The following is a 14,973-nucleotide window of genomic DNA, read 5'->3' as shown; positions in this document are numbered from 1 at the left end:
ACTCGGGCCTTCCCGCCAGGCTTGCGCCCGGATGCTAGCCCCCAGAGGCCAGTAGTACCGGACGGGATCACGCCCCCCAAGCGTGATTCAAGCCAGGCAATACACCCCATAGGGCTGCGCCCTCACTAGACAGGATTACACATGTCCTTTGCCTCCCTCGGTCTCTCCGAGGCTTTAGTCCGTGCAGTAGAAGATGCCGGCTACACCCAACCCACTCCGGTGCAACAGCGGGCCATCCCCGCCGCGTTGCAAGGTCGCGACCTGATGGTGGCGGCCCAGACGGGTACAGGTAAGACGGGCGGTTTTGCCCTGCCGATTCTTGAGCGACTGTTCCCTAATGGTCACCCGGATCGCGAACAACGCCACGGCCCGAAGCAACCGCGCGTACTGGTGCTCACACCGACCCGCGAACTGGCCGCCCAAGTGCATGACAGCTTCAAGCTGTATGCCCGTGATTTGAAATTCGTCAGCGCCTGCATCTTCGGCGGCGTTGGCATGAACCCGCAGGTCCAGGCCCTGGCCAAGGGTGTCGACGTGCTAGTGGCCTGTCCTGGCCGACTGCTCGATCTGGCCAACCAGCGCGCCATCGACCTCTCCCACGTGGAAATCCTCGTACTCGACGAAGCCGACCGCATGCTCGACATGGGTTTTATCCATGATGTAAAGAAGGTCCTGGCCAAACTGCCCGCACAACGCCAGAACCTGCTGTTCTCGGCGACCTTCTCCAAGGACATCACCGACCTGGCCGGCAAGCTGCTGCACAACCCGGAACGCATCGAAGTGACGCCGCCGAATACCACGGTCGAGCGCATCGAACAACGCGTATTCCGCCTGCAGGCCAACCACAAGCGCGCACTACTCGCCCACCTGATCACCCAGGGCGCCTGGGAGCAGGTACTGGTCTTCACCCGCACCAAACACGGCGCCAACCGTTTGGCCGAATACCTGGACAAGCACGGCCTGCCGGCTGTAGCCATCCACGGCAACAAGAGCCAAAACGCCCGCACCAAAGCCCTGGCTGACTTCAAAGCGGGCAATGTACGCATTCTGGTGGCCACCGATATTGCCGCGCGCGGCCTGGATATCGACCAACTGCCGCACGTGGTCAACTTCGAGTTGCCCAACGTTGAAGAAGACTACGTGCACCGTATCGGCCGTACCGGACGTGCCGGCCGTAGCGGCGAAGCAATCTCGCTGGTCGCACCGGACGAAGAGAAGCTGCTCAAAGGCATCGAGCGCATGACCAAGCAGAAGATCCCGGATGGCGATCTGATGGGCTTCGATGCCAGCACCGTCGAGGCTGAGCGTCCGGAAGTGCGCGAGCCGCAGAAGCCGCGCCAACCGCGCGGTGCCAAGCCGGAAGGCGAACGCCATGGCGGCGGGCGCAAAGATAAGGGCAAGGACAACGGTCGCGACAATAACCGCAAGCCGCAGGGTGGCCGCTCGCAGCAGCCTCGCGGCTCGGCTCGCGCCGCTGCACCGGCCGTGCCTGCGTTGCCTCCGGACCGCGCGCCGGACGAGTTCCGCGACGATGAAATCGACAACTTCGGCAACCGGGCCGACTACGTAAGCCCGAACCAGAACAAGCAACAGAACCGTGGCCGGCGGACCGGCGCGCCTGCTTCCGGTCCGAGCGCCAGCAATGGAGTCGGTCAGGGCGCACGCCCAGCCAAACCGCCGCGTAGCAATAGCGGTGGCGCCAATGCTGGCGGTCAAGGCCGTCGTCAGGGTTCAGGCTCCGGCGGCCAGGGCGGTCAAGGTCGCAATGGCTCCGGCCGGGCGCGTCCGCCGCGCGACACCCGCACCACCTCGCTGAACCGCGATGAGCTGCCACGCCAGGAAGCTGCGGTTAAAAGTCCGCGCGACAAGCAGCCGCTGATCGTACACAAGGGCTCGCGCCTGGACCGTTTCCCGACGCCGGAGCAGCTCGACGAATTGGCCAGCGCCCGCCCACGCGGGGAAAAACCTGCCCTGCTGACGCGTAACCGCGAAGAGTCATAGTCAGCTAGCCGCACACAAAAACGCCGCCCATTGGGCGGCGTTTTTGTTGGCAGGTCTAAACAGGCGGGTCATGTACCGCCAGGCAGGCTTACTTGCGTACGCCTTCCACCGAGATGATCAGCTCAACGTCCTGAGAAGCTGGGCCCAGGTCTTTCTGGATGTCGAAGTCTTTCAGCTTCAACTTGGTGCTACCCTCGAAGCCAGCACGGTAGCCGCCCCATGGGTCCTTGCCTTCGCCAATGAACTTGGCGGCAATCACCACCGGCTTGGTCACGCCGTTGAGGGTGAGGTCGCCGGTAATGTCGGCAGTGCCTTCACCGGTGGATTTGACCGACGTTGACGCGAAGGTCGCCGTTGGGTGCTTGCTGACGTTGAGGAAATCACCGCTGCGGATGTGCTTGTCGCGCTCAGCGTGGTTGGTGTCGACGCTGGTGGTATTCAGGGTGACATTGACCTTGCTGTCCTGCGGCTTGGCGGCATCGAAGCTGAAGCTGCCATCGAAGTCCTTGAACGTACCGTACAACCAGCTGTAGCCCAGATGGCTGATCTTGAAATTGACGAAGGCGTGTTGGCCTTGCTTGTCAATGGCGTAATCAGCTGCCATCGCCTGACCAGCGCCGATCAATGCGCCACCAAGTGCAAGGGCTACGAGGGTTTTCTTTAACATGGGCATGCTCCTTGTGAGTGTTGGATGGGGTCAGTCCAGCCCCGGAAACAGTAAAAGAAACTAGCGACCGAACATCCGCGTAAGCGTACGGTCGCGATCAATAAAGTGGTGTTTCAGCGCAGCCAGGCCATGCACACCGGCGAAGATCACCAGCGCCCACGCCAGATATTCATGCACCAACCCAGCGACATCTTCCTGATCAGGAATGCTGGTCAGGCTGGCCGGTACTTCAAACAAGCCGAATACAGGGATGCCGCGACCGTCTGCCGTAGAAATCAGGTAGCCGGAAATCATCAGTACAAACAACCCCAGGTAGAGAAAGCTGTGACCCAGCTTGCTGGCCAGGCGGGTCATCCGCCCATGGTTCGGCAAACTCGCCGGCGGCGGACTAAACCAGCGCCACAGCACCCGCCCGAGCATCACCGCAAACAGCACCAGGCCGATACTTTTGTGCAGGTCCGGCGCGGTCTGACGCCAGCTGCTGTAGTAGTCCAGGCCGACCATCCAGTAACCCAGACCAAACAGGCCGAACACGGCCACCGCCACCAGCCAGTGCATAAAGATGCTGACCAGCCCGTAGTGAGAAGAACTATTGCGCCATTGCATTACACACTTTCCGGAGAGAAGGACTAGAACTGCGAGTGGGACAAGACTAGCAACAAACCTATCGACTAAAAGCGGAATTTTTCGCTTTGAAATATCGAGAAATACGATGTGTAGCCTTAATGCTTCCATTCAGCACGGTTAGTCTAGCGGCACACTGCAAAGTTCAGCGCACGGGCTACAGAAGGCAGAATAGAGCGGACCAACGGGCGACCCGAGTCATCGTTTAGGATTGTGCCGTCCATCCACGGCAATGCTTCTGATAGGCTTGGCGCAGATGATTGCGAGCCCAGGAAGACGTAGAGCGATGAGCCTGAATGACCAGTGGATGCAGCGTGACCTGAAGGTGCTCTGGCACCCCTGCACGCAAATGAAGGACCACGAACAACTGCCGCTGGTGCCAATCAAACGCGGCGAAGGCGTCTGGCTTGAGGACTTCGACGGCAAGCGCTACCTCGACGCCGTAAGCTCCTGGTGGGTGAATGTGTTTGGCCACGCCAACCCGCGGATCAATCAGCGCATCAAGGATCAGGTCGATCAGCTGGAGCACGTGATCCTCGCCGGTTTCAGCCATCAACCGGTGATCGAACTGTCCGAACGTTTGGTCAAAATAACGCCCGCCGGCCTGGACCGGGTGTTCTACGCTGACAACGGCTCATCCTGCATCGAAGTCGCACTGAAAATGAGCTTTCACTACTGGCTCAACGTCGGCAAACCGGCGAAGAAGCGCTTCGTCACCCTCTCCAACAGCTACCACGGCGAAACCATCGCGGCGATGTCGGTAGGCGATGTCGCGCTGTTTACCGACACCTACAAGACACTGTTGCTCGACACCATCAAGGTGCCCAGCCCGGATTGCTATCACCGCCCCGAGGGTATGAGCTGGGAAGCACACTCACGCAACATGTTCACCGCCATGGAACAGACCCTGGCCGAGCATGGCCATGAAGTCGCGGCGGTAATTGTCGAGCCGCTGGTCCAGGGCGCCGGCGGCATGCGCATGTACCACCCGATCTACCTCAAGCTGCTGCGCGAAGCCTGCGACCGCTATGGAGTGCACCTGATTCATGACGAGATTGCCGTCGGCTTCGGCCGCACCGGGACGATGTTCGCCTGTGAACAGGCCGGCATCCGCCCGGATTTCCTCTGCCTGTCCAAAGCACTCACCGGCGGCTATCTGCCACTGGCCGCCTGCCTGACCACCCACGAGGTGTACCAGGCGTTCTACGACGACTACTCGACCCTGCGCGCCTTCCTCCATTCGCACAGCTATACCGGCAATCCGCTGGCCTGCGCCGCCGCCCTGGCGACCCTGGATATCTTTGAGCAGGACAATGTGATTGAGGCCAACAAGGCGTTAGCCACGCGGATGGCCAGCGCCACTGCGCACCTGGCCGACCACCCGCATGTCGCCGAGGTACGCCAAACCGGTATGGCTCTGGCCATCGAGATGGTGCAGGACAAGGCCAGCAAAACCGCCTACCCCTGGCAGGAACGTCGCGGTCTCAAGGTGTTCCAGCATGCTCTGAAACGTGGTGCCTTGCTGCGACCACTGGGCAGCGTGGTGTATTTCCTGCCGCCGTACGTGATCACCCCCGGGCAGATCGACTTCCTCGCTGAAGTGGCCAGCGAAGGCATCGACATCGCCACCCGCAGTTCGGTCAGCGTGGCACAAGGCAATGCCAACTACCCGGGCTTTCGCGATCCGGGCTAAACACAACCGTAGGGTGGATGGCGCTTTACCCACCCACCACTGCTGCCGCCTGGTAGATGAAAAGAGCATCATCCACCCTACAGATCTCAATGCGCACGGCGCACCCTACAGCTAGAATTCGCGCCTTTACCCTAGGTTCACGTCTTATGCGCCTATCCCGTTTCTTTATCGATGCCCCCCTCTCCCTCGGCCAGCACGAATTGCCCGAAGCCCAGGCCCACTATATCGGCCGTGTGCTGCGGCATGCCGTAGGCGATGCGGTGCAATTGTTCGATGGCAGCGGCCAGGAATACCAGGGTGAGCTGATCGAGGTGGGCAAGAAAAGCGTGCGCGTCGAGTTACGCGAAGCCTTTGCCGGCCAGAGCGAATCACCCTTGCATGTTCATCTGGGCCAGGGCCTGTCACGTGGCGAGCGCATGGACTGGGCGATTCAGAAAGCCACCGAGCTGGGTGCCAATGAAATCAGCCTGATTGTCAGCGAGCGCTGTGAAGTGCGCCTCAAGGATGAACGCGCCGACAAGCGCATGGCGCACTGGCGCCAGGTGGCAATCAGCGCCTGTGAACAATGCGGCCGCTCGGTGCTGCCGATCATTCATCCGCCCATCAGCCTTGCAGACTGGCTGACGCAGGTATCGGCCGATCTCAAGCTGGTGCTGCACCCGGTCGCTGAACCCTGGGCCATTCACCCGCAGCCTCAATCGCTGGCCTTTCTGATCGGCCCGGAAGGCGGCCTGAGCGACAACGAAGTGAACCAGGCGAAAGCCCAGGGTTTCCATGCGGCCCGCCTCGGCCCACGGGTGCTGCGTACGGAGACCGCGCCGGTGGTGGCGTTAAGCGTCGCGCAACAGCTGTGGGGCGATTTCTAAGAGCCGTCCTACGATCTGCTGCGCGTCGGCCCTGCTGCGTTAAAAACCGGCTCGGAATGCTCATGTACAAAAGTACACTCCGCTTCCTCGCCGTTTTGGCCTTGCAGGACTCTCGCTCGCGAGAGCGTATAAAGGCTCTTAGCTCTAGTCATAAAAAAGCCCGCATATGCGGGCTTTTTGTTTGCCTTTCGGTCAGATCAAGCCGGCATCTGCCAGTTTTTGCTCCAGGCCGATCAGGTCCGGAATTTTCAGCACGGTTTCACCAAACTGCACCGCATCCAGCTCCAGCGGTGCCAGGGCAACATCGGCTCGTACCAACTCGTCACCAACCTTGATCGAACGCGGAATACCTTGCACCAGCACAGCAATAAACTTCACCGCCGGGCGACCGCCGAGGGCGTTGATCACCGCCACGCGCGAGCCGGGGCTAACGCTGACCTGGCCATCCGATGCCGCTTCGAACGACAGCAGCGGCAGGCGTAAATCGCGCCAGGCAATCTGCCCGAGGAACCAACTGGGCAGGCCTTCACTGACCTGTGGCGCGCGATAGGGAATCAGCTCGGCTACTGCGACGTTAGGCAGCAGCAGAGTACGGTCAGTCAGCGGCATTAACAGGCCGGTCAGGCTGTTGGCGCTGTTCTGGTTGGCGACGGCTTGGCTCATGAAAATTTCCTGTTCAGGGCTCAGCCCGGATTATCGGCACTGCTCGGCCAGGTGATTGACCAACGCCTCGGCCAGCTCACGCGGGTCACCGCTATGGCTGCTGTAACCACCTTCACGCAGGCTGTCCGGCATACTTGGACAGACGCAACTGTCGGCACGTTGAGTCCAGATCAAACCGCCCTGACGGCGTACATAGGCGGCAGCGGCACTGCCATCACTGCCCATGCCGCTGAAGGCAATTACCCCACTCATGGCAGCAAAATGCTGAGCCAGGTTGAGCATCATCTGGTCGATCGATGGACTGTAGGGTTCTGGCCAGCCGCGCTCGGATATCTGCATCTGGCCGTCATCGCTGAAGCCAAGCTCATGGCTGATAGGCACAACCACCACTTCACCGCAACGCACCGCGTCGCCATGCCGCGCCGGATTCACATGCCACTGGCTGTGGCGGCCCACCGCTTGCGGCAGTGCACTCTCGAAACTCGCATCAATATGCTGGGCATAGACAAAGCCCACCGGCAGACCGCCCGGCAAGGCATCGAGAAAGGCTTTTACGGCAGCTGGGCCGCCCAGAGAGGCCGCCAGCAACCACACCTGGCGCGCCGGTTCACCGGCAACCAGCGGGGTGTCCGCCAGCGCAGCCGGCAGGTCCAGACGCGAAGGTCGTTGCGCTTCTGCCAACAAGGCTTCCAGGCTCGGACCAACAGCCTGCGATGGATCGCCGACCAGCTTTTTCAACTTACCGAACAGGCGGCGCTCCCAGCGCGGATAGTTTTCCGAATGGCGCTCCGGGGCGTGGCCTTCGCCAAACAGCACTGGGGCCGAGGCACTCTCCAGCAGGCTGTCGACCAGCGGCGAGTCTTCCGACTGCGCCAGGTCCACCAGCCACAGATCGGTTTCGCAGGCGCTCAGGGTGTCCTGGTCGAGGCGCGCCGGATCACTGTTCATCACCACCTGATAGCCGCTGCCAGTCAAGGCCTGCTGCAACACATGGCGCTGCAGGGAGGTGTCAGCGATCACCGCAATGCGGGCTGCAGTTTTCTCACTCATTGCGGTTTACCGGGTGGCGGCCCACCAATTGCTGGATGGTTTCAAGCAACAAGGACTCCTGATAAGGCTTACCGAGGTACTCATTGACACCGATGCTCATGGCTCGCTCACGGTGTTTCTCACCGGTACGCGAGGTGATCATGATGATCGGCAGGTCTTTCAGGCCTTCGTCGTGGCGCACCAGAGTGGCCACTTCGAAACCGTCCATACGTGGCATTTCGATGTCCAGCAGCATGATGTCGGGCTTGCGCTCCTGCAGCTGGGAAATGGCATCCACACCGTCCTTGGCCGTCAATACGTTCATGCCGTTTCGCTCCAGCAGGCGGCTGGTGACCTTGCGCACAGTGACCGAGTCGTCGACCACCATGACCAGGGTTGGGCGATCGGCCTCGATCTCGGCGGCGCTGGCTGATTGCTTGAGCTGACGCGGTTGCAACTGGGTCAGCAGATGCGCATGCAGCACTCGAATGGTCGCCAGCAGGTCAAGAATGACCACTACGCGGCCGTCACCGAGGATGGTTGCACCGGAAATTCCATGTACGCCAGCGAACTGCGGACCGAGGCTCTTCACCACGATTTCCCTCGAACCGGCCAGGGAGTCGACCTGCACGGCCACGGCGTGCTCCTTGGAGCGCACCAGAATCACCGGCAACGGCAGGCTCTGGCCCACCAGCTTGGGCTGTTGACCGTTATTCAGCAGATCACCCAGGTAACGCAACTCATAGCTCTGCCCGGCGTACTCGAAGCGCGGCGCATCGGGGGCGTAATAGGCTTCCAATTCGTACGGCGACACCCGCACGATACCTTCGATGGTGTTCAGCGGAATGGCGTAGAGGTCTTCACCCGACAGCACCATCAGCGCACGGTTGACCGACACGGTGAATGGCAGGCGAATGGTGAAGGTGGTGCCGGTGCCGGGCAGCGACTCGATGCTCATCGAACCGCCCAGCTGTTTGACTTCAGAGTGAACCACGTCCATGCCGACGCCACGCCCGGAAATCTGCGTGACCTTCTCGGCGGTGGAGAAACCCGCTTCGAGAATAAATTGCAGCACTTCGTAGTCGGTCAGATCGGCATCAGCGTCCATCAAGCCGCGTTCGATGGCTTTGCGTTTCACCGCATCCAGACGAATACCACCACCGTCGTCGGCCAGGGTCAGGACGATATCGCCGCCCTCACGGCCCAGCGTCAAACGAATGGTACCCTGTTCCGGTTTACCGGCTGCCCGGCGAACGCCGGCAGCCTCAATACCATGGTCGACGGCATTACGCAGCATATGCTCCAGCGGCGCGACGATGCGTTCGAGAACCGTACGATCCATCTCCCCCTCGGCATTGCCGACGAGGAACTCGACCTGCTTGCCCAGCTCGCCGGAAATCTGCCGCACGATACGGCGCAGACGAGGTACCAGGCGGTCGAACGGCACCATGCGGGTGCGCATCAGACCTTCCTGCAGTTCAGAGTTGACCCGTGCCTGTTGCAGCAGCAGGGTTTCTGCATCGCGGTTACGCGCGGCCAGGGTTTCTTTCAGGTCGAGCAAGTCGGAGGCGGACTCGAAGAGTGCACGTGAAAGCTGCTGCAGCTGCGAGTGACGGTCCATTTCCAGTGGGTCGAAGTCCTCATAACCCACACGCTCGGCCTCAGCCTGGATACGGCTGAGGATCTGCGCCTGGGTTTCGGTGTCGAGGCGGCGCAACTGATCGCGTACACGGTCGATGGTGGCCTCCATCTCACTCAAGGTGAAACCGAAGTCACTGACCTGTTGCTCGACACGGCCGCGGAAAATCGAGGTTTCACCCGCCAGGTTGACCAGGCCTTCGAGCAACTCGGCCGGTACCTTGACCAGTTCCTGCGGCGCACGCCGCGACGCAGCTTCCTGCGCAGCTTCTTCAGCACGACGGACGAACGGCAGCACCTTGGCCACCAGCTCCTGCGCCGGCATCGTGCTGGCCGCCACAATCGGTGTGACCAACTCGGGCAGGCGTGCCTGCGGCTCGTCCGTTAGAGCCGCGCCAGGTGCAGTAATGCTATCGGCTACCAGGCTGTCATTCAGGCGCTGACGCAGGGCATCAAGCTCTTGTTGCAAGCCTTCGAACCCCGACTGCACGTCGACAAACAGGCTTTGCGGCCAAGGCGCGCCCTGAGCCTGCGCCTCGGTCAGGTGCTGCTCAAGGCTGTGGGTCAGGTCGCCCAGGCGTTTCTGCCCGGCCAGCCGAGCACCGCCTTTGAGGGTATGCAGGATACGCAGCATTTCATCGATGCTGCTGCCGTCTTCACGGTCTGCCTCCCAACGGCCGATGGCTTCCTCCATGGCCTCCAGCAGGTCGTCACCCTCTTCGAGGAAAATGTCGAGAATGTCTGATTCGGCGTCATCATCCTGCTCGGATTCGGCCGCCTTGAGAGCCACCGAAGACGGTATGCTCAACTGCTCGTTCGGGTTGGCGCGAAAGCGTTTGATGGTTTCGATCAGCGCCTCGCCATTGGGTACTGCACGCTTGTCGCGCACCGCTTCAAGCATCTCGGCCAGGCTGTCGTGGCAACTTTGCAACAGAGTAAACAGGTCCTGACTGGCTCGCAGACGACCCTGACCAAGCCCTTCGTAGAGAAACTCCAGTTCGTGGGCCAGGTCACCAATTTCTCGAATCTCGGCCATCCGTGCACCACCCTTGAGGGTGTGCAGGTCGCGCTGCAGTGATTCCAGCTCCAGACTGTTGTCGACGTCATCCATCCAGCGCTGCAAGGCTGCACCGGCGCTGTCGATAATGTCGAAACCTTCCTCAAGGAAGATTTCCACCAGTTCAGGGTCACGTTCGTCGTCCAGCACCTGCGCCGCCGCCATGGTGGAAACCGGCTCTGGCTCTGGCTCTGGCTCTGGCTCTGGCTCTGGCTCTGGCTCTGCAAGCGGAGTGTCATGCCATTCGACCGGCACAGCCAACTCGGGCGCCAAAGGTTGCTCATCCAGCTCAATGGCTGGCAGCTCGAATGCCTCGATGTCTAACGACGGTTCGTCGACTACGTCGCTCTCAATGGCAACCGGTGCGGCCTCTGCCAGAATGCCGAAATCGATTTCTTCTTCGACGGCCGGCAACTCAGGCTGCTCAAGATCTAGAAAATCGACTGTTTCCAACTCAGGCAGTGCTTCGGCTTCGGCTTCGGCTTCGGCTTCGGCGGCAGGCTCGGGCACAATCGGGGTAACGGGTAAGCTTTGCCCGCCACTCTGACGGAAGCTGCGGATGGCCTCGATCAATTGTTCAGGCGAACGCATGACATCACGCGCCTGCAGTTGCTCCAGCAACTGCGCCAGTTGATCGTGGCTCTGCTGCAACAGCCCCGCCAGGGCAGGCGAGAAACTGTAGCGACGATCAACCAACCCCTCATAAAGGGACTCAAGTTCATGGGCAAGATCGCCAATCGGGCGAATCTCGGCCATGCGCGCGCCCCCCTTGAGCGTATGCAGATCACGCTGCAGGGACGACAGCGCTGCCTTGTTTTCCGGGTCAGCCAGCCAGCGCTCAAGCGCCTGCCCGGCGCTGTCGAGAATATCGACGGCTTCTTCAAGGAAGATCGCCACCATTTCCTCGTCCAGTGACTCATAGAGCGAAGCCGCTGCAGGTTCCTCGGCAGGATCAATCACTTCTGCGAGCGGGGCCGGCTGTTCTTCTTCAACAGAGACGTCAAACGTCTGCGCTGCCGGCTCTTGTGGCTCAGACAGGCTTAGGCTTTCTAGGGCTGCCGTGGCGTCGGCCAGTTCAACGATCTCGATACCGGAGTCACCGTCGCGGGACAGCAGCGCCAAGGTATTGGGATCTAAAGCCTCATCCAGAAGACTACGCAGTGCCATGACGCGTTCAGGCGCCGCGCTGACCTGCAACGCAGCAGCGACCTGATCCATCATGCCGATCAGGGCTTCGTGAGCCTGCTCGGCTTCACTGAAGAAGCGCTCGCTGACGGCCAGACTGCCTTCTTCAACAGCGCCATAGAGGTCCAGCAGCGCTTCGCACAGCTCATCAATCTGTGGCAGATCAGCCATCTCGGCACCGCGGCCAAGGGTGGTCAGCTCCTCCAAAAGCGAGCTGAGTTCCTGCCGCTCGGAGGGGTGTTCGCGCCACTTGCGCAGCAGGTCTTCGGCGTCCAGCAGGATGTCCATGCCTTCGGCCAGGAAGATGCTGATCATCTGCGGGTCGCGCTTTTCACCTGGCTCGCTCTGACGACTGTTTTCTGCATGTTCCAGACGGTCGTTGTGCAGTTTCTGCACGCGCTCAAGAAACTCGCTGGCTCCCGGCAAAGCTGCCAATGGATGGGTTTCCAGCTGGTCAAGACCCAGGCGGAACAGCTTTTCAGCGCTACTCAGCAGTTCGGCTTCGGCCAAGTCCATCGGGATCAGGTTGGTCTTGAATTCCTTGACTAGTTTTTCCAGCGGCGAGGCGATTTCCGCCACCGGCTGAATGCCGGCCATCGAAGCACTGCCCTTGAGGGTGTGCAGAGCACGCTGCAGATCATCGGTAACCTGTTGCGGCAGTTCCTGGGCACAATCAGCGAGGAAACCCACTAGGGTATCCAGATGCATTTCCGCCTCGTTGCGGAAGATTTCCAGCAACTGCGGGTCCAGGCCATCCTGAGCGCAGTCTTCAACAACAGTGGCGACAACAGCTTCGGTGGTAGCAGCGGGGCTGCCCACGGGCTCAGCTACCAGCTCCACCGGGGCTTCAGGTTTTGGGAGGGTTCGACCTTTGGCCAGTGCATGCGCCGTCGCCGCCAGCAGGTCGACATCGTCGCGCTGCCGCTGAGCCTTGTTGGCAAATTCATCGACCAAGGCCGGCATCAGAGCGACCACGTCGGCGATTACCTGCTGCACCTCGGTACCCGGGGTGATGCTGCGGTCAAGCACACGGTTGAGCAGATTCTCAATTGCCCAGCCCAGCTCACCGATCACCAGCGCACGCACCATGCGACCGCTGCCCTTGAGGGTGTGGAAAGCACGGCGAATTTCGGCCAGAGCGTCCTTGTTGTCGGTATCGGCGCACCACTGCGGGAAGTACTCACCAATGGTTTCCAGCACTTCACCGACTTCTTCGATAAAGACTTCCAGCAATTCGTCATCGACCGGTTCTTCGTCGGCCGGCGGTGGCAGCAGGCTGGGCGGCACATCGTGAGCCGGTGGGTTGATCGCCTGCACCGGAGCGGCCATGACATCGGCCATCGACAGGGCTTTCTCGGCAACCGATTGCGTAGATTCTTCGTTCAGCGAAGCGCTGGGCAGCTCAATTTCGGGTAGTTCAAGGGCCGCAAACTCGGCTTCACCCCAGTTACTCGGACTGTCAGCGGCGTCCAGCTCCAGGCTATCGAACGCCAGTTCTTCAGTGGCTTGCGCTTGTTCCTGCGCGGTGTCCGGCAACGGCAGAGGCTCGGCCTCGACCAGATCACGACTGAAGTCGATCAGTTCAAGATCAGCCGCGACGCTATCAGCCGACCACTCGGACTCGCTGCGCGGAGCCTCAATCGCGGTTGACTCCAGATCCGCAAACTCGGCACTGAAATCATCAGCCAGCTCCAAACTCAGCGGTTCGTCGACGGTTTGCGGCGTTGGCTCGTCGACCACCTCAGGCTCGGCACTGAGTACTTCAAGATCATCCAGCGGGTCGGCCAATGGCGCGAAGGACTGCACTTGCGGCTCAACGCGGTCGAGAATCGAAGGTTTTTCCTTTAGCGGGTAACCCAGGCTTTCCAGGCTTTCTTCGGCCACATCGAGAATCAGATCGCCCTGGGCCGCATGATCCTCGGCCAGACGCTCAAGGTAATACTCGACGCTGGTGATGGCGTCCGCCAGAGTGTCGAGACTCTGCCAGTTTGGCACAGCCTTGCGCGCCAACAGCTGTTCCTGAATATAGCGGTTGCAGGCGTTGAGCAGGTCGGCGGCACGCTGCAGCGGAATCATCGCCAGACCGCCACGCACCTGGGTCAGCAGGTCGGGAACGCGGGCCAGATGCTCATGGTTCCACTGCGAGGCAATGAATTCGATGATCGCGTCTTTGGCCTGCTCGAGCCCATTGCGCGCCTCTTTGATAACCAGCTGGTGAATCTGTGCCACATCAGTGGTCGGCAAGTGGCTTTCCGCCCGGTGACCCTCTTGGGCAGGACCGACCATACCGGCCAGGGTGGCTTCGACATACAACAGCGCCCCAGCGACATCCATCAGAACCGCATCGCTCGGTTCGCCCTGGCCCTTGGCCAAGCCGTTGACTACATCAAGCTGGTCGACAATGACTTTGCGCGGCTGACCGAAACCCAGCACCGCGAGGGTGTCAGCAATCTGCTTGAGCGGTGCGGCCAGCGCGTCAAGATCCGTGACCTGAGTACGGTCGCTGCGCACAAACAGATCAAGGCTGTCTTTGACTCGCACCAACTCTTCGCACAACGCGGCAACCACCGAACGCATGGCATCACGATCCGGACCGGCCAGGCGGGCGCGCTCCTCGTCGACCACGTCATTGTCCGGCAGGGCATCGTCGAGTCGGTACTGCTCACGCAGGGTGCGCACACGCGGCGACTGCGCCGAAGACTTGGCCACATAGAACAGCAGGTTCTTGCTCAATTCATCAGGGGCAGACTGGTTAAGGCCATCGGCGCCCTGCTCAAGCAAGCGCTTGAGCTCTTTATCGACCTGACGCAGCAGGGTACGAATCGAGGACCCGTTGGCCACACTGCCGTTAGCCAGCCCTTCGACCACTCCCGAGGCGATCTGCCAGAGCGAACCCAGCGGCGAATCCTTGCACAGGTTTTCCAGGCGTGCGAATACCCGCGCCATGTAACCCAGGTTGGTGGGCAGATCCTGGTTGCGAATCACCCCAACCAGTGCCATCTGCAGCATCTGCCGCAGTTTGCGCAACAGTACCGGTAACTCAGCAGTGCGCAACTGGTCAATCGACTCGTTAGGCAGTGCCGGGGTACGCCCGGACATATCCGGGGCGAACAGGCTGGTTTCCGAAAGCAGTTTTTCCCCACGCGCAGCGCGCAGGTCATTGAGCAGAGGCAGCACGACCATCGGCAGGTCGCGGCGGGCAGTCTGGATACGGTCAAGGTACACCGGCAGCTGCAGAATCGACTGCATCAGCACTTCCAGGGCTTCGCCCTGGTTGGTCACGCGGCCGTCAATCAGCGCGCCGGCCAGCTGCTCCATTTCCTCAGCCAGCAGCGCTGCGCCGAAAAACTCGACCATCTGCAGGGTGCCCAGCACCTGATGCACATAGGTCTGGCAGAAACGCATGCGCGTAGCGTCCTGGGGGTTCTCGACGAACGCCTCCAGCGCCTGACGCGCCTGCTTCAGGGTTTCCGCGATCTCGCCCTTAACCCATTCCAGGGCGACATAATCGTGCCGATCACCCATAGCCACTCCACTCATAAACTTGGCT

8 protein-coding genes are annotated in these 14,973 nt (G+C 60.9%); 3 read left to right on the top strand and 5 right to left on the bottom strand.

Annotation, left to right across the window (positions count from 1 at the left end):
• The first annotated feature begins 141 nt into the window (after nucleotides 1–141).
• Complete coding sequence (locus OU997_RS10460) at nucleotides 142–2,001, top strand: DEAD/DEAH box helicase (protein WP_267809834.1); 1,860 nt, start codon at nucleotides 142–144, stop codon at nucleotides 1,999–2,001.
• An 88-nt stretch (nucleotides 2,002–2,089) separates the two neighbouring features.
• On the opposite strand, the gene OU997_RS10455 is transcribed toward OU997_RS10460, so the two are convergent.
• Nucleotides 2,090–2,668, bottom strand: a complete 579-nt coding sequence (locus OU997_RS10455; RefSeq protein WP_090250063.1) for a YceI family protein — start codon at nucleotides 2,666–2,668, stop codon at nucleotides 2,090–2,092.
• A gap of 60 nt (nucleotides 2,669–2,728) precedes the next feature.
• Nucleotides 2,729–3,274, bottom strand: a complete 546-nt coding sequence (locus OU997_RS10450; RefSeq protein WP_108485945.1) for a cytochrome b — start codon at nucleotides 3,272–3,274, stop codon at nucleotides 2,729–2,731.
• Between the two features lie 304 nt (nucleotides 3,275–3,578).
• Here OU997_RS10450 and OU997_RS10445 point away from each other — a divergent pair, with 304 nt between their 5' ends.
• Nucleotides 3,579–4,985, top strand: coding sequence for an adenosylmethionine--8-amino-7-oxononanoate transaminase (locus OU997_RS10445; RefSeq protein WP_108485946.1), 1,407 nt, complete (start codon nucleotides 3,579–3,581; stop codon nucleotides 4,983–4,985).
• A 146-nt stretch (nucleotides 4,986–5,131) separates the two neighbouring features.
• Nucleotides 5,132–5,851, top strand: a complete 720-nt coding sequence (locus tag OU997_RS10440; protein WP_108485947.1) for a 16S rRNA (uracil(1498)-N(3))-methyltransferase — start codon at nucleotides 5,132–5,134, stop codon at nucleotides 5,849–5,851.
• 192 nt (nucleotides 5,852–6,043) lie between these two features.
• Here the strand turns inward: OU997_RS10440 and OU997_RS10435 are convergent, their stop codons facing one another.
• From OU997_RS10435 to OU997_RS10425, 3 genes are read right to left on the bottom strand one after another with little or no spacing between them, the layout of a single operon-like run.
• A complete protein-coding gene (locus OU997_RS10435) occupies nucleotides 6,044–6,514 on the bottom strand; it encodes a chemotaxis protein CheW (protein WP_108485948.1) in 471 nt (156 codons plus the stop codon).
• Between the two features lie 30 nt (nucleotides 6,515–6,544).
• A complete protein-coding gene (locus tag OU997_RS10430) occupies nucleotides 6,545–7,564 on the bottom strand; it encodes a chemotaxis protein CheB (RefSeq protein ID WP_108485949.1) in 1,020 nt (339 codons plus the stop codon).
• The gene (locus OU997_RS10425) at nucleotides 7,557–14,948 is read right to left on the bottom strand and encodes an Hpt domain-containing protein (RefSeq protein WP_267809889.1); all 7,392 of its coding nucleotides are present in this window, start codon (nucleotides 14,946–14,948) and stop codon (nucleotides 7,557–7,559) included. The genes OU997_RS10430 and OU997_RS10425 overlap by 8 nt, the downstream gene beginning before the upstream one ends.
• Nucleotides 14,949–14,973: the final 25 nt, after the last annotated feature.

This window comes from Pseudomonas sp. SL4(2022) (genome assembly GCF_026625725.1).
Lineage (GTDB): Bacteria > Pseudomonadota > Gammaproteobacteria > Pseudomonadales > Pseudomonadaceae > Aquipseudomonas.
This window is presented reverse-complemented; position numbering and strand designations above follow the sequence as displayed.